The following is an 18,293-nucleotide window of genomic DNA, read 5'->3' on the forward strand; positions in this document are numbered from 1 at the left end:
GGCCAGAGGGTACGTTTGTCAGGGGCGCCATTTTACCGCAGGCGTTACCGCGGCAATCGCCGCGCCGCTGTTTGTCTCGCGGCAATGCTTCGGCCAGGGGTGTGGCAGGCTTTCGGACCGGATTGGGCTGCATTGGGCTGGAAAAGAGCTGCGATGAGCTGAAACGGGCTGAAAATGAGCTGAAATGAGCTAGAATGGGCTGAAACCACCCGAACGAAGCCCAATGACAGTTAGAGATGAGGTTCTTGCTGCCCTTCGACAGCAAAGCCGTACGACCAATCCATGGCTCAGTTCGAGCGAACTGAAAAATAAAGTCGGCGCCAGCTGGACCACGGTCAAACGTCAACTCGACGCGTTGATTCGCGACGGCCAGGTGGTGCGCCAGGGGCAGTCGCGCGCCACGCGATATCGCCTTGCCGACGCCGGCCTGTCGGTCGCGACGGTCGCGACAGTCGCTCCACAGCCTGCGGATCATGTCGGACCTGAGTGGTCCGACGAAAGCAAGGCGATTCTGGGGATACTGACGCTTCCCCTTGGTATGCGCGAGCCGGTTACCTACGATCGGTCGTTCGTGGACGACTATGTGCCCAACGTCAGCGCCTTGTTGCCTCCCGCGCTGGCGGCCTCGCTGGCCGAGGAAGGCCGGATGAACGGCCAGCAGCCCGCTGGCACGTATGCACGCAAGGTGCTGGAACCGTTGCTGATCGATCTGTCCTGGTCGTCGTCGAAGCTCGAAGGCAACCGCTATTCGCTGCTCGCCACGGAACAGCTCTTCAAGGGCGGCGTCACAAACGGCGATCTTGATGCGGTCATGCTGCTCAATCACAAGGCCGCGATCGAGTTCCTGGTCGATGCGGTTCCCGAGTATGGGCTGACCACGGTGCTTGTCCGAAACGTGCATGCCATTCTGATGCGTGACCTGTTGGTGGATGCCAGCGGGCTCGGGGGTATTCGTCGCAAGGTCGTCAATATCACCGACACGACCTATTTGCCGACCCAGGTGCCTGGCCTGCTGGAAGAGATGCTCGGGCAAATCATCGACAAGGCCAGAAGCATCAAGAACCCCGTGGAAGCCTCGTTTTTCCTTTGGGTCAACCTTGCCTACCTGCAGCCGTTCGAGGATGGCAACAAGCGCACCAGCCGGCTGTCGGCCAACATTCCATTGATGCTTTACAACTGTGCGCCGCTGTCGTTTCTCGATATCGAGGTGCGCGACTACGCATTGGCCATGATGGGTGTCTACGAACACCGCAACGTTGCCCTGGCCGCCGACCTTTTCGAATGGGCCTACCGGCGTTCGATCAGGAAGTATGCCGTGATGCTGGAGGCGATGGGCGTCCCTGATCCTGTGCGGCTACAGTTTCGGGAAGCCTTGAATGAAGCGATCGGGCGCGTGGTACGGGAGCGCCAAACCGCTGAGGAGGCGATCGCCGCCATGGCGTTGCCGCCCGATCAAGCCGAGGTCTTCCGGACCCTTCTCGATGCTGAGCTTCGCGCACTGGACCTCCATAACTGCGCCCGCTATCGCCTGACCCTGCGACAGGTCGAGCAATGGATCAGCGCAGGCAGGCCTCGGTAGCGGTCGACGCGGGGCCGGCGGCTGCGGACCGCGCGGTGCGCGCCGCCAGCATCGCGAGGATGGCGGCGATGACCAGCAGCCCTGCGCTGGTCTCGAAGGTCGCGCGGTAGCCGCTCCAGTCGAACAGCACGCCGCCCACGGTCGCGCCGAGCATGATGGCGAGCTGGACGACCGCGACCATCAGGCCGCCGCCGGCTTCGGCATCCCGCGGCAACGTCCTTGCGAGCCACGTCCACCAGCCCACTGGCGCCGCCGTGCCGAGCAACCCCCACAAGCCCAGCAGCACCGCGGTCGTGGCGACCGAGCTGCCCGCGGCCACCAGCGCCACGGCGATGATCGCCATCAACGCGGGGATCACGATCAGCGTCCGATACAGGCCATCCTTCAGGAACGCGCCGATCACCGTGGTGCCGACGAAGCCGGCCACGCCGACGATCAGCAGCATCAGCGACAGCGTGGCGACGTCGACATGCGTCACCGTCTCCAGGAAGGGCCGCAGATAGGTGAACAGCGCGAACTGCCCCATGAAAAAGAGGCTGACCGCCGCCATGCCCAGCGCGACGGCAGGCCGCTTCAGCAGCAGGAAGACATTGCTGGACCCCTCGGCGCGCTGGCCCGCCATCGTGGGGAGGCTGAACAGCTTCCAGCACAGCGCGATCATCGCCACCGGCACGACGGCGAAGAACGCCCACCGCCATCCGACGATGGCGCCAAGAAAGCTGCCCAGGGGCGCCGCCAGCACCGTCGCCAGCGCGTTGCCGCCGTTCAGGATCGCCAGCGCGCGGGGGACATGCCGATCCGGCACCAGCCGCATCGCGGTGGCGGCGGACATTGACCAGAAGCCGCCGATGGCCACGCCGATCAGCGCCCGGCCAATCATGAAGATCGCGTAGTTGGGCGCCAGCGCGACGACCGTGCCGGACACGGCCATCAGCAGCGTCAGCCCCAGCAGCAGGACCTTTCGGTCCAGCCGCCCGGCCAGCGACGAGATGAACAGGCTCGTCAGCAGCGCGAATGCACCGGAGATCGAGATGGCCTGTCCGGCCTGTCCTTCCGTGATTTGCAGGTCGGCCGCGATCGGCGTCAGCAGGCTGACCGGCATGAACTCGGAGGCGACCAGTGCGAAGGCGCCCAGCGACATCGCCAGCACGGCGCCCCACGCAGCGGGCTGGTCGCCGCGGTCGGCGTGAGGCAGGGAAGAGGTTGGATTCATCGATGCAATGCAATGACGCTCCCCGGAACGGTCAGGCGTTCCGGGGAGTCGGGGACAAGCAAGGGGAAGGGCCGCAATCAGGCGGCCATCGGCACGGCCCTCAGCAGGCCATCAAATCGACATCAAGCCAACATCAAGCGGCGAGCGTGGCGTTGTCGATCACGAAGCGGTACTTGACGTCGCCCCGGAGCATGCGCTCGTACGACGCGTTGATCTGGTCGGCGCGGACCAGCTCGATATCGGCGACGATGCCGTGCTCGGCGCAGAAGTCCAGCATTTCCTGGGTCTCGGGAATGCCGCCGATCATCGAGCCCGCCAGCGAGCGGCGCTTGAAGATCAGGCTGAAGACCTCGGGCGACGGGTGCGGCGAGGCCGGTGCGCCGACCAGCGTCAGCGTGCCATCGCGCTTGAGCAGCGCGAGGAAGGCGTCGAGGTTATGCGGCGCGGCCACGGTGTTGACGATCAAGTCGAAGCTCCCGGCGTGCGCGGCCATTTCGTCGGCATTGCGCGAAACCACGACTTCGTCTGCGCCCAGCGCCCGGGCATCCTCGCGCTTCGATTCCGACGTGGTGAAGGCGACCACATGCGCGCCCATCGCATGGGCGAGCTTGATACCCATATGGCCAAGGCCGCCAATGCCGACGATGCCCACCTTCTTGCCGGGACCGGCATTCCAGTGGCGCAGCGGCGAATACGTCGTGATGCCCGCGCACAGCAGTGGCGCGACCGCGGCCAGTTGCGCCTCGGGATGGCGGATGCGCAGCACGTAGCGCTCGTGGACGACGATCTGTTGCGAGTAGCCGCCCAGCGTCCAGCCCGGCGCGTCCGGCGTCGGCGAGTTGTAGGTACCGACCATGCCGTCGCAGTAGTTCTCCAGGCCGCTGTCGCATTCCGCGCAGTGCTGGCAGCTGTCGACGATGCAGCCGATGCCGACCAGATCGCCGGGACGGAAGCCCGACACGTGCGCGCCCACGGCGGCGACGCGGCCCACGATCTCGTGGCCCGGAACACAGGGAAACTGGGTGCCGGCCCATTCGGCCCGGACCTGATGCAGATCGGAATGGCAGATGCCGCAGTACGCGATGTCGATCTGGACGTCATGCGGTCCCGGCGCGCGGCGGGTGATCTCCATCGGCTCGAGCGGTTTGTCGCCGGCGTAGGCGCCGTATGCTTTCACAGCCATCAGGGATTCTCCTTTCTCAAATGCAATCGCCCCGATGCCGGGGCGCGTACCGATACTGTAGGGCTCTCGCGGGGATTGATTAAGGGGCATGGGGCGCATGCATCTATGCAGCCCATCGATCAATCGATGACTCAGCGAGCCGCGGTGGCGCGCGCCAGCGCTTGCGTTGCACGCCGGGCAGCATCGGCATCCACGCGTTCGTTCAGCACCCGCGCAAGCTGTTGCAACTGGCTCGATGTGATGCCCACATTCATGCTGATCCGCATGTGCGATTGCAGTTGCGACTCGGCGCCCGGCAGTGCGGACAACATGCCGACCGTCGCCAGTTCGCGGCTTTGCCAGTCGAGGTTGTCGCGCTCGAAGATGGCGCCGAACAGATGCGACTTCAGGTATTGGTCGATGGCCGGCGCGAACTCGAACACCGGACCGCTGACCGGCGCGCCGGCCAGTCGGGTCTGATTGGCGGTGCCGGCCGCGTGCAACGCTTCGCCCTCGGGAATGGGCCGGCTCGGCTCGCGGCCCGGCGCATCGCGCAGGCCCCGTTGCCGGCGCGACTCCAACACCTTCATCAGTTCGCCGAGCGCGTTCAGGCTGCGCGGGAAGCCGGCGTAGGCGTAGAGCTGCACCAGGATTTCCCGGGCGTCGCTGATCGTCAGGCCCGCGTCCAGCCCCTGCTCGAGTGCGAGGTTCAACTTTGCGATGTCGCCGGCCGCGGCGAAGGCCGCGATGGGGACGATGGCCTGCTGCCGGGCGTCGAGCGTTTCGGCGGTGGCTGGGGTTTGTGGCATGCCTGTCGACTCCTGTCGGTTGGGTTGGGCCTGGCACAGCGCCGTCGCGAGGCCGAGTACCACCGCAACGACGCGAACCATCGCGGCCACGCGGCGGCGGGAAAGCACCTCAGCGGCCCTGGTATTGCGCATCGCTGACCTTTTCCATCCATTCGACGTTCTTGCCGTCCTTGGTGCCGCTGACCGCAAGATGCGTCATCGCAATCGTCGGCGCGGCGCCGTGCCAGTGCTTGACGCCGGGCGGGCACCAGACCACGTCGCCGGGGCGGATCTCCTGCACGGGCTTGCCCCATTCCTGCGTCAGGCCGACACCGGAGACCACTACCAGGCGCTGACCGGCCGGATGCGTGTGCCACGCCGAACGAGCGCCGGGCTCGAAGGTCACCATCGCCCCCGAGGCAGGGATGTCGTCGCCTGCCGGCCACAGCATGTCGACGCGTACGCGCCCGGTGAAGGTGTCGGCCGGGCCGGCGACCGACGCCTGGCTGCCGAGCCGGGAGATCCGTTGGCCGGTGGGCGTCTGCGGCTCTGCTGCGCCGGCGACGGCCGCATGCAGTGCGGCCGCGCAAAGTGCGGTTCGTGTCAGTGGGGTCTTCATGGCGATGCTCCTTTGGCGGTGGACCGACAGGCAGCAGCGGTCCGGCGCCTGCCATCGTTGCGCCGACTTTACGCGCGATCCGTTGGCGCAAAAAGATGCTAAATTCGCAAGCCGTTATAAGGAGGGCTTATCAATGCCGCGCACGACCTTCGACGATCTGGCCGCCTTTATCGCGGTCGCGCGGGCGCGCAGCTTCACTCGCGCGGCCGCGCAACTGGGCGTGTCGCAGTCCGCCTTGAGCCAGGCGGTCCGTGGCCTGGAGGCACGGCTGGGCGTTCGCCTGCTGACGCGCACGACCCGCAGCGTCTCGGCCACCGAGGCGGGCGAGCGCCTGATGGCAACCGTGGCGCCGCGTCTGGAGGAGGTCGAGGCCGAACTGGGTGCGATCGCCGAATTGCGGGACGAGCCGCGCGGCACCATCCGGATCACGGCCACCGAGCACGCCGCCAATGCCGTGCTGTGGCCGAGGCTGGCCGAGTTCCTGCGCAAGCATCCCGATGTTCGCGTCGAACTGATGCTCGACAACGGTCTATCCGACATCGCCGCGGACCGCTACGACATGGGCGTGCGATTGGGCGACCTCGTCGCGAAGGACATGGTCGCGGTGCGCATCGGTCCCGATGTGCGCTTCGCCGTCGTCGGATCGCCGGCCTATCTCGCCGGGAAACCACATCCGAAGACGCCGCGGGACCTGACCGGACATCGCTGCATCAACCTGTATCTGCCGACCTATGGCGGGCTCTATGCGTGGGAATTCCGGAAAGGCAAACGCGAACTGAATATCCGCGTGGAAGGGCAGTTCGTCGTCAACGACAGCGAACAGATGGTGACGGCCGCGCTGGCCGGTCTGGGGCTGGCCTTCCTGCCGGAGGACATGGCGCTTGCGCATATGGCACGGGGCCGCCTGGTGTCGTTGCTGGAAGACTGGTGCCCGGTGTTTCCGGGTTATCACCTCTACTATCCGAGCCGCCGCCATTCGTCGCGCGCGATGCGCTTGCTGATCGAGGCGCTGCGCTATCCCGCGAAATGATCTCGGCCTTGATCGATGACTGATGCAGCTTTGAAACCGGGGATGGCAGGGAGGGGAGGGGTGGAGCGGGCGATGGGAATCGAACCCACGTCTTTAGCTTGGGAAGCTAAGGTAATAGCCATTATACGACGCCCGCGTGAGGCGGCCATTTTATGCGCGATTTGCCCGGCCGCGCAAGGCGGCTACGCCAGCAGCAGCCGGCACACCGCCTCGGTCTTGTCCCCCGGCGCGACCCACAGCGCTTCCCCCGGCCGGTGAATGGCGTCGGGCAGACCGAGCCACGGCTCGACGCAATAGAAGTCAGAGTCCTCGCGTTCGCTCCACGTCGTCACGGCGTGCCAGCAAGCCGAGTGCTGATCGCCGTCGAGGTGCAAGGTGATCGTGCGGCCGTTGCTGCCGCCACCGTCCGCGGCCGGAATGCGCAGTTTGCAGGTGTCGCGGCCGACGCGGTGCAGGCGATGGAAGGTGTCCTGCAGCCGCGGATCGTCCAGCGCGTAGATCGGCTCGCCCACCTCGGCGGTGGTCAGCTTGCCGTCGGGACGCTGCCGCAGCCGATCGGCCGATGGTATCGCCAGCTGGCACTGGCCGCGCAGCGTGTGCGGTACGGCGAAATAGAAGTGGTGACCGGCGTAAAAGGGCAGCGGCGCGGTGCCGGCGTTGCGCACCGCCAGGGCGACCTCCAGCCCCTCGGGCAACAACCGGTATCGGACCTCGAAGCGGAACGCGAACGGGTAGGCGTCGCGCGTCGCATCCGAGTCGACCAGCGCCATCGTGATCGACCGTGCCGGATCGCACTGCGCGATCTCGAAGGGCAGGTCGCGCGCGAAGCCATGCTGCGGCATCTCGCGCACCACGCCATGGCGATCGCGCCATTTGCCCGCTTCGCCGTCGACGAAATGGCGCCCGATAAAGGGAAACAGCAACGGATTGCCGCCCCGGATTTTGGCCGGGCGCGACCAGTCGGCATTGTCCGGCCAGTACAGGATGTCGGTGCCGCGATGCAGCCAGCGCACCAGGCGGCCGCCGGCCCATGGCGCCAGCAGCAGGGCGTTGTGTTCGTCGCCGATGCGGATCAGGTCCTGGTCCTGGAAGCGAAACGTCGGAGTGCTGGGCATGGTGTCACCGAAGACGAACGAAGGGGATGCCGCATGATACCGGTGCGACATGCCCCCGCTGCAAAACCCTACGCGGTCGCCGCGCTGGTCTCGCGCAGATACCGCCGTGCGTAATCGAAGTACCAGTCGAGCGTATCCGGATTGGCCATCGCATCGCGATTGGCGATCTTGTCGGGGTCGTGGCCGAGCAGCAGCTTCTTGATCGGCACCTCCATCTTCTTGCCCGACAGCGTGCGCGGGATGCCGGGCACCTGCAGGATCGCGTTGGGCACGTGCCGCGAGGACAGCGCCTCGCGGATGCGCGCGCGTATCGTGTCGACCAGCCTGTCGTCGAGCGCGACGCCGTCGCGCAGCACGACGAACAGCGGCATATACGAGTCGCGGCCGAGATATTCGAGATCGACCACCATGCTGTCGAGCACCTCGGGCAGTTCCTCGACCACGCGATACAGCTCGCTGGTCCCCATGCGGATGCCGTGCCGGTTGATGGTGGCGTCCGACCGGCCATAGATGATGGCGCCGCCGCGCGACGTGATCCTGATCCAGTCGCCGTGGCGCCAGACGCCGGGGTAGGTATCGAAATAGCTGTCGCGGTAGCGCTTGCCGTCGGCGTCGCCCCACAGATAGAGCGGCATCGACGGCATCGGCTCGGTGCAGACCAGCTCGCCGACGGCGTCGATCAACGCATGGCCGGCCTCGTCGAAGGCCTCGACCTTGGCGCCGAGGCAGCGGCATTGCATCTCGCCGGCGTAGACCGGCAGCAGCGGGCAGCCCGCGACGAAGGAGCCCGCGAAGTCGGTGCCGCCGGACATCGGCGCGAGCCAGATATCGGCGCGCACGTTGCGGTAGATCCAGTCGTAGGCTTCGGCGGGCAGCGGCGAGCCGGTCGACCCGATGCCGCGCAGGCGGCTCAGGTCGGCCTCGCGCGAGGGCACCACGCCGGCCTTGATGCCGCCGGTGTAGAAGGCGGCGCCGGCGCCGAAGACCGTGATGCCGGCCTGTTCGGCGAAGCGCCACAGCACACCGGCGTCCGGCCAGGCCGGATTGCCGTCGTAGATTGCGATGGTGCTGCCCAGCAGCAACCCGGCTACCTGCGCGTTCCACATGATCCAGCCGCTGCTGCTGTACCAGTGGAAGACATCGTCGGGCCCGAGGTCGTTGTGGAACGCCATCAGCTTGAGCTGCTCGATCACGACGCCGCCGTGGCCGTGCACGATGGGTTTGGGCATGCCGGTGGTGCCCGACGAATAGACGATCCACAGCGGGTGGTCGAACGGCACGCTGTCGATCTGCAGCGGTACCTGGTGGGCCAGGGCGTCCTGCCAGCGATGGCGGCGCAGGGTCGCGTTGGCCGACGCGGCGGGCGGCGACGTATCGCGACCATCTTCCGGCGTGCCAAGGAGCGGCACCACGATCAGATCCGTCAGCGAGGGCAGCGCTTGCACCAGCTGCGCGATCACCGGCGTGCGATCGTAGGTCTTGCCGCCGTAGCGGTAGCCGTCGACGGCGATCAGGACCTTCGGCTCGATCTGGCGGAAGCGGTCGATCACCGCGACCTGGCCCATGTCCGGCGCGCAGCCGGACCAGACCGCGCCGACGCTGGCGGTGGCGAGGAAGGCGACGATGGTCTGCGGGATATTGGGCAGATAGCCCGCCACGCGGTCGCCCCGGCCGACGCCCAGTTGCCGCAGCGTATGCGCCAGCGCGGCGACCTGCGCTTCGAGCGCCTCCCAGCTCAACTCGGTCAGCGGCTGCGCTTCGCCCGCATAGCGGATGGCGGCGCGCTGCCGTTCGGCGCCTTCACCGGCGTGGCGGAAGACCTGCTGGACATAGTTCAGGGTGGCCCCCTCGAACCAGCGCGCACCCGGCATCTCGCGGCGGGCCAGCACTTGGCGGGCCGGCGTGTCGAAGCGGACATCGAAGTAGGCGCGGATCGCGTCCCAGAAGGCTTCGATCTCGGTGACCGACCAGCGCCACAGGCTGTCGTAATCGTCGAAGGCCAGACCGCGCTCGTCGCGCAGCCACTGCATGAACCGCGTCAGCCGGGCGCGCTCGCGCACGGCGGGCGATGGCGTCCAGACCAGCTTGCCGTCTTCCAGTGTCGTCATGTCTCCTCCTTTGCCTTGTTCTTACGCCGGCTTGCCGATGGCAGCGCGGACTTTGGGGTGGCTCAAGGGATGGTTGCGGGCGCGGTCGGCGCCCGCGGTGCGGTCAGATGCCGCCGAGGCACAGGTACTTCAGCTCCAGGTATTCGTCGATGCCGTAGACCGAACCCTCGCGGCCCAGGCCCGATTGCTTGACGCCGCCGAACGGCGCGACCTCGTTCGAGATCAGGCCCGTGTTGATGCCGACCATGCCGTATTCGAGCTGCTCGGCCACGCGCCAGACGCGGCCAATGTCCCGGCTGTAGAAATACGAGGCCAGCCCGAACTCGCTGGCATTGGCCAGCGCCACCGCTTCCTGCTCGTCGCGGAACTTGAACACCGCGGCCACGGGCCCGAAGGTTTCCTCGCGCGAGATCAGCATCTCCGGGGTCGCGTCGGCCAGCACGGTCGGCGCGATGAAGCGGCCCGAGCCCAGGCCCTCGACCAGCTTGCCGCCGGTCAGCAGCCGGGCGCCGCGCGAGGTCGCGTCGTCGATATGCTGGCGCACCTTCTGCACGGCCTGATCGTCGATCAGCGGACCCTGTGCCACGCCGGCATCGAAGCCGTTGCCGACCCGCAGGCCCTCGGCCTGGCGCGCGAGCTTGGCGACGAACTCGTCGTAGATCGACTCGTGCGCATAGAAGCGGTTGGTGCAGACGCAGGTCTGGCCGGCGTTGCGGTACTTGGACGCGATCGCGCCTTCGACCGCGGCATCGATATCGGCATCGTCGAACACGATGAAGGGCGCATGGCCGCCCAGTTCGAGCGCGATCTTCTTGACGGTCGGCGCGCATTGCTCCATCAGGATGCGGCCCACCGGCGTCGAACCGGTGAACGACAGATGGCGGACCACCGGCGAGGCGCACAGCGTCTTGCCGATCGCGATCGACTGGTCGGCATCGCCGGTGACGATATTGATCACGCCGGCCGGGATGCCGGCGCGGTGCGCGAGTTCGGCCATCGCCAGCGCGCACAGCGGCGTCTGCTCGGCCGGCTTGACCACGATGGTGCAGCCGGCGGCCAGCGCGGGCGCGCACTTGCGCGTGATCATCGCGATCGGGAAGTTCCACGGGGTGATCGACGCGCAGACGCCGATCGGCTGCTTCAGCACCACCATCCGCTTGTCGGCCCAGGTCGAGGCGGGCACGTCGCCGCTGACGCGCTTGGCTTCCTCGGCGAACCACTCGATAAAGGACGCGCCGTAGACGACCTCGCCCTTCGATTCGGCCAGCGGCTTGCCCTGCTCGGCGGTCATCAGCGCGGCCAGGTCGTCGGTGTGGGCGATCAGCAGATCGAACCAGCGGCGCATCAGGTTGGCGCGCTCCTTGGCGGTCTTCGCGCGCCAGGCCGGCCAGGCGGCTTCGGCGGCGGCGATGGCGCGCTCGGTTTCCGTGGCGCCCAGATTGGCGACCTGCAGCAGTTCCTGGTTGTTGGCCGGATCGATCACCGGGAAGGTTGCGCCGCTGTCGGCCCCCACCCATTCGCCGTTGACATAGGACTGGCTGCGGACCAGGGCACGGTCCTGGATTCGGTCTAGCGCATTGGCCATCGTGGTCTCCTGTAATGGGTTCTGGTATCGGTTCTGGTTGCAGATGATAGCGGGGGATGGCGCAGGCCGCGTCGGGGCGCCGCCCGGAGGCGGACGCTCAGGCGCCGGCCGACCGGTCGAACAGCGTCTCCCACATGCCGTCGACGCGGGTCTTGATCGCCGCGTCCATCTGGATCGGACGTCCCCATTCGCGCGTGGTTTCGCCCGGCCACTTGTCGGTGGCATCGATGCCCATCTTTGAACCCAGGCCCGACACCGGCGAGGCGAAGTCCAGGTAGTCGATCGGTGTATTGTCGACCAGCACCGTATCGCGCGTCGGGTCGACCCGCGTGGTGATTGCCCAGATCACCTCCTTCCAGTCGCGCACGTCGACGTCGTCGTCGACCACCACGATGAACTTCGTATACATGAACTGCCGCAGGAAGCTCCAGACGCCGAACATCACGCGCTTGGCGTGGCCGGCGTACTGCTTCTTCATGCGCACCACCGCCATCCGGTAGCTGCACCCTTCGGGCGGCAGATAGAAGTCCGTGATCTCGGGAAACTGCTTCTGCAGCAGCGGCACGAACACCTCGTTCAGCGCGACGCCGAGCACGGCCGGCTCGTCGGGCGGCTTGCCGGTGTAGGTCGAGTGATAGATCGGATCGCGCCGCATCGTGATGCGGTCGATGGTGAAGACCGGGAACCAGTCCTGCTCGTTGTAATAGCCGGTGTGGTCGCCGAACGGGCCTTCCAGCGCGTGCTGGTAGCCGGACGGATGCGTGGGGTCGGGCTGGATATGACCCTCCAGCACGATCTCGGCCGAGGCCGGCACGCTCAGTTCGGACAGCGTCGGCGTCAGGCAGCCGGCCAGCGCGGTACGGCTGCCGCGCAGCAGGCCGGCGAACTGGTATTCGGACAGCGTATCTGGCACCGGCGTGACGGCGCCGAGCATCGTGGCCGGATCGGCGCCGAGCGCGACCGCGATCGGGAACGGCTTGCCGGGATGGGCCAGCGCGTGCTCGCGGAAGTCCAGCGCGCCGCCGCGGTGCGCCAGCCAGCGCATGATGACCTGGTTGCGGCCGATCACCTGCTGGCGGTAGATGCCCAGGTTCTGCCGCTTCTTGTGCGGGCCTTTGGTGACCACCAGCCCCCAGGTGATCAGCGGCGCGGCGTCGCCGGGCCAGCAGGTCTGGATCGGCAGGCGCGCCAGATCGACGTCGTTGCCTTCCCAGACGATCTCCTGGCAGGCGGGGCTGGAGACCTTCTTCGGCGCCATGTCCCAGACCGACTTGACCAGCGTGAACAGCTTGCCGGCCTCGCGCAGGCCGCGCGGCGGCTCGGGCTCCTTCAGCGCCGACAGCACGCGCCCGATGTCGCGCAGATCGGCCAGCGATTCCGCGCCCATGCCCAATGCGACCCTGCGTGGGGTGCCGAACAGATTGGCCAGCACCGGCGTGTCGAAAATCGCCCCACCAGCTGCCGTGGTGTCGCCTGCCGTTGCGGTCCGTTTGGGCTTCTCGAACAGCACGGCAGGGCCTTCGGCGCGCAGCAGCCGATCGCAGATCTCGGTCATTTCGAGGTCGGGCGACACCGGCGCCGCGATGCGCCGCAACTCGCCCTGCTGTTCGAGTTGACCGATGAAATCGCGCAAGTCTTTGTATTGCATCAGGAATTTGTCGTTTGGCGAGGGGCGGGGCGATGGCGCCACGCGCGTCGGAGAGCGGATTGAAGTGCAGTACGGTCCCTATTGGACCGCGCCGCGGGAAAAATTTTGCGCTACAGCGTACCGGCAAATTGTAAGTTTTTTTCAAAGGCAGGCGGACGCACCGGGCCTGACAACCTAGGCCAGCACTGCGATTGCGGCCAGTCGAGTGATTCCTTGACCCCACGATAGCGGGGTTTCGTTATAACTCAAAGGAATGGTTTTGCGTTCTTTAATTCTTGACTCGATATAAAACGGTTTTTACAATCGCGTCTGCTCAAAGGTGTGCTGCGTTGCAACAACGAACTTCTCGATCCTGTCAAGGGGTGTAACGCAGATCACCACGTTGGATCAACCAGAGCGGACCGCTACAAGGGAGGTCCCTCCGATCACCGCCGGCACTGGCCGGCGCGTCTTGAGTCTTCGCAGCAGGGCAGGCTACCCCAAGAGCCTCCTCTGCTAATCGCTGGGCGCTTGGGGAGCGCCCACCAACAACAGATGCCGGTCGCCCCTGCAAGGCGGTGCGGTGTCCTTACTTGACTACGTCGCCAGAGGACGGTGATGCGTGGGCGAATGCCCTGCAGGACCGGGAGACGGCGGCGCATGGAGGTAAGCATGAGTGGTTGGAAAACCCTTCATCTTCCCGGAGTCGGGCGGGCGTTGCAGGTCCGCTTCAGGCAACCGGTTCCCGGTGTGCGGCGTGCCCTGCAGGTTCGTCTAGCACATCCGGTCGCAGGCCGCGCGTTGCGCAGCGGCCGTGCAACCTTGAAATACGCGCTGAACAGCGCAGGTCTGATGGCGGTGGTGGCGGGTATTTCGCTGTCGGTCAGCCAGGAATGGCGCACCGCGCTGGCCGGCATGCTGGCCGGCGACGAAGCGCCTGCGATTCTGCTGCAGGCGGCGACCGCCTCGGCGCCGGCGCATGCCAGCACGGCCGACGTGGCGGCAGCCAAGCTGCTGCCGGCGGTCAAGGTGCCGGCCGGTGCCGCCGCTGCGTCGCCGGTTACGACGGCCGCCACGGCCGGTCTGCCGACCGTGTCGGGCGTTGGCGAGTGGGCCAATGCCAGCCAGTCGAAGGTGCCGTCGGTCGCCCATCTGGCGGCCCGTATTCCGGCCCAGCGCGTGGCTCTGGACGCGCGCTACAGCAGCACGCTGGCCAGCGCCCGCGAACAGGCCGCGGTGGCCGAGTACATCGCGCGCAAGTACCGCGTGGCCGCGCAGGCGACCGCGCAACTGGTCAAGGCCGCGTATCTGACCGGCCGCGAGGTCGGCATCGATCCGCTGCTGATCCTGGGCGTGATCGCGATCGAGTCCAGCTTCAATCCGTACGCGGAGAGCGGCGTGGGCGCGCAGGGCCTGATGCAGGTGATGACCAAGGTCCACCAGGACAAGTACGAGCACGTCGGCGGCGTCGCGGCAGCACTCAATCCGTACGCCAACATCAAGATCGGTGCGCTGGTGCTGAAGGATTGCATCGCCCGCGCCGGTTCGATCGAGGGCGGCCTGAAGTACTACGTCGGGGCCACCACGGCGACCGACGGCGGCTATGGCGCCAAGGTGCTGGCCGAGCGCGCGAAGCTGCGCCAGGTGCTGGGCATCCGCGGCAACGCGCCGGCAGTGACGCCGGGCGCCACGCCGGACGCGACCGAGTCGCTGCCGGGTCCGTCGTCGACCAAGACGCAGGCCGAGCACACGCCGGAGCCGCAGGACAGCCTCGAACTCGAGGCGGCACAGACGCCCCGCAAGGCCTGATTGCCGGAATGCCGCGCGGGTTGGTCCGCGCAGGGCCGAAAGAACAGCGGCGCAGCCTGATTGGCTGCGCCGCTTTCGTTTTGGCGGGCCGCTGCGACGGCGATCGTTATTTCCCGAACAGCTTGCCCAGCCGCCGCATCGCCTCCTCGATGTGTGCCATCGACGTTGCGTATGAGATGCGGATGTACTCGCGCGCGGTATGCGGGCCGAAATCGAGCCCGGGCACGAACACCACGCCGGCATCGTGCAGCATCGCCTGCGTCAGCCGGTCAGAATCGCCCGCGGCCGGATGCTGGACGCCGCGGCAGTCCGCGTAGACATAGAACGCGCCGTCGGGTTTGACCGGTACGCGAAAGCCCAGCGCTTCGAGGGCCGGCACGATGGCGTCGCGGCGGCGCTGGAACTCGGCCTTGCGCTCGTCGTAGATCGCCAGCGCCTCGGGCGTGAAGCAGGCCAGCGCCGCGTGCTGCGCCACCGCGGAGGCGCAGATGAACAGGTTCTGCGCGACCTTCTCGAAGTCCGCGACCAGCGCGTCCGGCACCACCAGCCAGCCCAGCCGCCAGCCCGTCATGTTGAAGTATTTGGAGAAGCTGTTGACGGTGACGACATTGTCGTCCAGCGACAGCGCGGACACCGGCGCGCCGTCGTACGACAGCCCCTGATAGATCTCGTCGACGATGGCAAAGCCCTGGCGCCGGCGCACCTCGGCCAGGATGCCTGCCAGCTCGTCCGGCAGGATCGACGTGCCGGTCGGGTTCGACGGCGAGGCCAGCAGCACGCCGCGGGTTTGCTCGCCCCAATGTTCGCGCACCTGATCGGCGGTCAGCTGGAAGCGCGCCTGCGGACCGCTGGGGATCATCCGGGCGACGCCGTCGAAGGCCGCGACGAAATGCCGGTTGCACGGATAGCTCGGGTCCGGCATCAGCACCTCGGCACCGATCTCCACCAGCACCGCGCAGGCCAGCAGCAGCGCCCCCGAGGCGCCGGCGGTGACGATCACACGCCGGGCCGGGATATCGAGCCCGTAGGCGCTCTTGTAATAGCCGGCGATCGCCTCGCGCAGCGCGTGGATGCCCAGCGCGCCGGTGTATTGGGTCACGCCACGACGCATCGCCGCTTCCGCCGCGCGCACCACCGGCTCGGCCGCGGTGAAGTCGGGCTCGCCGATGCCCATATGGATGATGTTCCGGCCGGCGCGTTCCAGTTCGGCCGCCTGCTTGGCGAGCTCCATCACGTGGAAGGCGCGGATATTGGCGAGGCGGGAGGCGGTGGCGAGGCGCTGTGGGTCCATGGCGGGAAAGAGGATTCGGTGTCGTTGTTGTCGATGTCGGGGAAAAATGCGCGCGGCAAACGGTGCGGTACCGCGATCATCGCCCGAAATGAAAACACCCGCCTGGGCGGGTGTCGGTCCGGCGCGTGCCGCGGGGCAGGGCGCCGGTCAGCGTCGGGCCGCGACCTCGGTGGCGCGCACCTGGGCGGCGACCTTGTCGAGCACGCCGTTGACGTACTTGTAGCCCTCGACGCCGCCGAAGGTCTTGGTCAGCTCGACGGCCTCGTTGATGACGACCTTGTACGGGATGTCGATGCAGTGCACCAGCTCGTAGCTGCCGATCAGCAGCGCGGCGCGCTCGACCGGCGACAGCTCCTCGACGGTGCGGTCCAGGAACGGCGAGAAGGCGGCGGTCAGCCGTTCTTCCTCGCGCACGGCGCCATTGAGCAGCGCGTCGAAATGCTCGCGGTCGGCCTTGTTGAAGCCTTGGGCGTCGTGCAGATGGGCCTGGATCGCGCCGATGTCGTTGCGGTTCAGCAGCCACTGGTACAGGCCCTGCAGCGCCAGTTCGCGCGAGCGGCGGCGCGCGCTCTTGGGCGGGGCCTTGGCGTCGGAGCGGCCGGACTTGGCGGCAGGCTTGCCGCCCTGTGCTGCATCACTCATCGTCGTCCTCGTCCTCGTCGTCCTGGCCGCGCAGCGAATCGAGCGCCGCCACCAGGTTGGCCATCTCCACCGCGGCGCGGGCGCAGTCGCGGCCCTTCTCGCGGGTGCGGGCATGGGCCTGCGCGTCGGTATCGACGGTCAGGATGCCGTTGGCGATCGGCAGGTTGAAGTCCAGGCCGACGCGCGTGATGCCCGCGCCCGACTCGTTCGAGACGAGCTCGAAGTGGTAGGTTTCGCCGCGCACCACGGCGCCCAGCGCGATCAGCGCGTCGAACTGGCCGCTCTCGGCCATCTTTTGCAGCGCCAGCGGGACTTCCAGTGCGCCGGGCACCGTCACCACCAGCGTGTCTTCGCCTTCGATGCCAAGCTTTTCCAGCTCGGCGAGGCAGGCTTCGCGCAGCTCGTCGCAGACCGGCTCGTTGAAACGCGCCTGCACGATGCCGATGCGCAGGCCTTCGCCGTCGAGGTTGCTCGGGTAGAAACCGTGATCCATATCGTTCTCCAGGGTTCGGTGGGCAGCCGCGCAAGGGTGGGGCGGCCGCCGGTATTGGGTAGTGTCAGGGGGCGCTCAGTCGTCGTCGCCGTTCATCGGCTGGTAGCCGGTCACTTCGAGATCGTAGCCCGTCATGCTGGGCATCTTGCGCGGCGAGGCCAGCACGCGCATCTTGCCGACGCCGACATCGCGCAGGATCTGCGCGCCGATGCCGTAGGTGCGCAGGTCCGGCTTGCGCGGGGCGCGGGTCTGCGGCTCGTCCAGCGCGGTAAATTGCGCGAACAGCCGCTCGGCGCTGTCGCCGCAGTTCAGCAGCACCATCACGCCGCTGTCGGCCGCGCCGATCGCCTCCAGCGAGGCCGGCACGGTCCACGAGTGGGTGGTGCGGGAGACTTCGAGCAGGTCCAGCACCGACAGCGGCTCGTGCACGCGCACCAGCGTTTCGCGGTCGCGCTGCGGCTCGCCCTTGATCAGCGCCAGATGGGCCTGGCCGCTCGGCGTGTCGCGGTAGGCGATGCTGCGGAAGGTGCCGTACGGCGTCTGCATGGTGCGCTCGCCGACGCGGTCGACGATGCATTCGGTGCGGCTGCGGTAGTGAATCAGGTCCGCGATGGTGCCGATCTTCAGGCCGTGCAGCTCGGCGAATTCGATCAGGTCCGGCAGCCGCGCCATGGTGCCGTCGTCCTTCATGATTTCGCAGATCACCGCGGCGGGCGTCACGCCGGCCAGCGCGGCCAGGTCGCAGCCCGCTTCGGTATGACCGGCGCGCATCAGCACGCCGCCGGGCTGGGCGGTCAGCGGAAAGATGTGGCCCGGCTGGACCAGATCGCTCGGCCTGGCGTCGCGCGCCACCGCGGCCTGCACGGTACGGGCGCGGTCGGCCGCCGAAATGCCGGTGGTGACGCCCTCGGCCGCCTCGATCGACACGGTGAACGCGGTGCCGTGCGGGGTGCCGTTGCGGCTGACCATCGGATGCAGGTCCAGCTGGCGGCAGCGTTCCGGCGTCAGCGTCAGGCAGATCAGGCCGCGGCCGTACTTGGCCATGAAATTGATCGCCTCGGGCGTCACGAAATCGGCCGCCAGCACCAGATCGCCCTCGTTCTCGCGGTCTTCCTCGTCGACCAGGATGACCATGCGACCGGCACGGATCTCGGCAATGATGTCTTCGGTTGGGGCGATCGTCATGAGGTAGGCAAAGGAAAGTCTGGCGGGGGCGGCCTCGGGCGATGCCC

At 67.3% G+C, this 18,293-nt stretch carries 15 protein-coding genes and 1 tRNA gene; 3 read left to right on the forward strand and 13 right to left on the reverse strand.

The genetic code is table 11. From position 1 onward, the window contains the following. Nucleotides 1-223: 223 nt before the first annotated feature. The gene (locus J5T34_RS02615; RefSeq protein ID WP_208578404.1) at nt 224-1,579 is read left to right on the forward strand and encodes a Fic family protein; all 1,356 of its coding nucleotides are present in this window, start codon (nt 224-226) and stop codon (nt 1,577-1,579) included. Here J5T34_RS02615 and J5T34_RS02620 read toward each other — a convergent pair. From J5T34_RS02620 to J5T34_RS02635, 4 genes are all read right to left on the reverse strand, one after another. Further along, nucleotides 1,557-2,792 (reverse strand): MFS transporter, encoded by a 1,236-nt coding sequence (locus J5T34_RS02620; RefSeq protein WP_208578406.1) that lies wholly within the window; start codon nt 2,790-2,792, stop codon nt 1,557-1,559. The genes J5T34_RS02615 and J5T34_RS02620 overlap by 23 nt on opposite strands. Before the next feature lie 133 nt (nt 2,793-2,925). After that, nucleotides 2,926-3,975, reverse strand: coding sequence for an NAD(P)-dependent alcohol dehydrogenase (locus tag J5T34_RS02625; RefSeq protein ID WP_208578408.1), 1,050 nt, complete (start codon nt 3,973-3,975; stop codon nt 2,926-2,928). 131 nt (nt 3,976-4,106) lie between these two features. After that, complete coding sequence (locus tag J5T34_RS02630) at nt 4,107-4,763, reverse strand: carboxymuconolactone decarboxylase family protein (RefSeq protein WP_244258664.1); 657 nt, start codon at nt 4,761-4,763, stop codon at nt 4,107-4,109. A 109-nt stretch (nt 4,764-4,872) separates the two neighbouring features. Beyond that, a complete protein-coding gene (locus J5T34_RS02635) occupies nt 4,873-5,361 on the reverse strand; it encodes a (R)-mandelonitrile lyase (protein WP_208578411.1) in 489 nt (162 codons plus the stop codon). Between the two features lie 133 nt (nt 5,362-5,494). Here J5T34_RS02635 and J5T34_RS02640 point away from each other — a divergent pair, with 133 nt between their 5' ends. Next, nucleotides 5,495-6,391, forward strand: coding sequence for a LysR family transcriptional regulator (locus J5T34_RS02640; RefSeq protein WP_208578412.1), 897 nt, complete (start codon nt 5,495-5,497; stop codon nt 6,389-6,391). A 61-nt stretch (nt 6,392-6,452) separates the two neighbouring features. Here J5T34_RS02640 and J5T34_RS02645 read toward each other — a convergent pair. The 5 genes from J5T34_RS02645 to ubiD all read right to left on the reverse strand — a co-directional run bounded on the left by J5T34_RS02645 (nt 6,453) and on the right by ubiD (nt 12,847). Continuing rightward, nucleotides 6,453-6,527 (reverse strand) — tRNA-Gly (locus tag J5T34_RS02645). A gap of 46 nt (nt 6,528-6,573) precedes the next feature. Next, on the reverse strand, nt 6,574-7,506 hold the full coding sequence (locus J5T34_RS02650; protein ID WP_208578414.1) for an aldose epimerase: 933 nt from the start codon (nt 7,504-7,506) through the stop codon (nt 6,574-6,576). Between the two features lie 68 nt (nt 7,507-7,574). Continuing rightward, entirely contained in the window at nt 7,575-9,614 is a 2,040-nt protein-coding gene (locus J5T34_RS02655; RefSeq protein ID WP_208578416.1) for an acetoacetate--CoA ligase, read from the reverse strand. A gap of 103 nt (nt 9,615-9,717) precedes the next feature. Further along, nucleotides 9,718-11,199 carry an NAD-dependent succinate-semialdehyde dehydrogenase gene (locus J5T34_RS02660; protein ID WP_208578419.1) on the reverse strand — a complete coding sequence of 494 codons (1,482 nt, stop codon included), beginning with the start codon at nt 11,197-11,199 and terminating at the stop codon, nt 9,718-9,720. A 97-nt stretch (nt 11,200-11,296) separates the two neighbouring features. Continuing rightward, entirely contained in the window at nt 11,297-12,847 is a 1,551-nt protein-coding gene (gene ubiD, locus J5T34_RS02665; protein ID WP_208578421.1) for a 4-hydroxy-3-polyprenylbenzoate decarboxylase, read from the reverse strand. Between the two features lie 651 nt (nt 12,848-13,498). Here ubiD and J5T34_RS02670 point away from each other — a divergent pair. Next, nucleotides 13,499-14,635, forward strand: coding sequence for a lytic transglycosylase domain-containing protein (locus tag J5T34_RS02670; protein WP_208578423.1), 1,137 nt, complete (start codon nt 13,499-13,501; stop codon nt 14,633-14,635). 106 nt (nt 14,636-14,741) lie between these two features. On the opposite strand, the gene J5T34_RS02675 is transcribed toward J5T34_RS02670, so the two are convergent. The 4 genes from J5T34_RS02675 to ribBA all read right to left on the reverse strand — a co-directional run bounded on the left by J5T34_RS02675 (nt 14,742) and on the right by ribBA (nt 18,246). Beyond that, on the reverse strand, nt 14,742-15,926 hold the full coding sequence (locus tag J5T34_RS02675) for a pyridoxal phosphate-dependent aminotransferase (protein ID WP_208578425.1): 1,185 nt from the start codon (nt 15,924-15,926) through the stop codon (nt 14,742-14,744). Nucleotides 15,927-16,073: 147 nt separating this feature from the next. Beyond that, a complete protein-coding gene (gene nusB, locus J5T34_RS02680; protein WP_149317773.1) occupies nt 16,074-16,568 on the reverse strand; it encodes a transcription antitermination factor NusB in 495 nt (164 codons plus the stop codon). Then, on the reverse strand, nt 16,561-17,061 hold the full coding sequence (gene ribH / locus J5T34_RS02685; protein ID WP_053821206.1) for a 6,7-dimethyl-8-ribityllumazine synthase: 501 nt from the start codon (nt 17,059-17,061) through the stop codon (nt 16,561-16,563). The genes nusB and ribH overlap by 8 nt, the downstream gene beginning before the upstream one ends. A 75-nt stretch (nt 17,062-17,136) precedes the next feature. Then, entirely contained in the window at nt 17,137-18,246 is a 1,110-nt protein-coding gene (ribBA, locus tag J5T34_RS02690) for a bifunctional 3,4-dihydroxy-2-butanone-4-phosphate synthase/GTP cyclohydrolase II (RefSeq protein ID WP_208578427.1), read from the reverse strand. Nucleotides 18,247-18,293: the final 47 nt, after the last annotated feature.

It is taken from the genome of Cupriavidus gilardii, assembly GCF_017598945.1.
Taxonomy (GTDB): Bacteria; Pseudomonadota; Gammaproteobacteria; order Burkholderiales; family Burkholderiaceae; genus Cupriavidus; species Cupriavidus gilardii_E.

Excerpts from the sequence above, each read along its gene's own strand:
- J5T34_RS02615 (WP_208578404.1), top strand. The coding sequence starts at position 224 with ATGACAGTTAGAGATGAGGTTCTTGCTGCCCTTCGACAGCAAAGCCGT.
- J5T34_RS02620 (WP_208578406.1), bottom strand. The coding sequence starts at position 2,792 with ATGAATCCAACCTCTTCCCTGCCTCACGCCGACCGCGGCGACCAGCCC.
- J5T34_RS02625 (WP_208578408.1), bottom strand. The coding sequence starts at position 3,975 with ATGGCTGTGAAAGCATACGGCGCCTACGCCGGCGACAAACCGCTCGAG.
- J5T34_RS02630 (WP_244258664.1), bottom strand. The coding sequence starts at position 4,763 with ATGCCACAAACCCCAGCCACCGCCGAAACGCTCGACGCCCGGCAGCAG.
- J5T34_RS02635 (WP_208578411.1), bottom strand. The coding sequence starts at position 5,361 with ATGAAGACCCCACTGACACGAACCGCACTTTGCGCGGCCGCACTGCAT.
- J5T34_RS02640 (WP_208578412.1), top strand. The coding sequence starts at position 5,495 with ATGCCGCGCACGACCTTCGACGATCTGGCCGCCTTTATCGCGGTCGCG.
- J5T34_RS02650 (WP_208578414.1), bottom strand. The coding sequence starts at position 7,506 with ATGCCCAGCACTCCGACGTTTCGCTTCCAGGACCAGGACCTGATCCGC.
- J5T34_RS02655 (WP_208578416.1), bottom strand. The coding sequence starts at position 9,614 with ATGACGACACTGGAAGACGGCAAGCTGGTCTGGACGCCATCGCCCGCC.
- J5T34_RS02660 (WP_208578419.1), bottom strand. The coding sequence starts at position 11,199 with ATGGCCAATGCGCTAGACCGAATCCAGGACCGTGCCCTGGTCCGCAGC.
- ubiD (WP_208578421.1), bottom strand. The coding sequence starts at position 12,847 with ATGCAATACAAAGACTTGCGCGATTTCATCGGTCAACTCGAACAGCAG.
- J5T34_RS02670 (WP_208578423.1), top strand. The coding sequence starts at position 13,499 with ATGAGTGGTTGGAAAACCCTTCATCTTCCCGGAGTCGGGCGGGCGTTG.
- J5T34_RS02675 (WP_208578425.1), bottom strand. The coding sequence starts at position 15,926 with ATGGACCCACAGCGCCTCGCCACCGCCTCCCGCCTCGCCAATATCCGC.
- nusB (WP_149317773.1), bottom strand. The coding sequence starts at position 16,568 with ATGAGTGATGCAGCACAGGGCGGCAAGCCTGCCGCCAAGTCCGGCCGC.
- ribH (WP_053821206.1), bottom strand. The coding sequence starts at position 17,061 with ATGGATCACGGTTTCTACCCGAGCAACCTCGACGGCGAAGGCCTGCGC.
- ribBA (WP_208578427.1), bottom strand. The coding sequence starts at position 18,246 with ATGACGATCGCCCCAACCGAAGACATCATTGCCGAGATCCGTGCCGGT.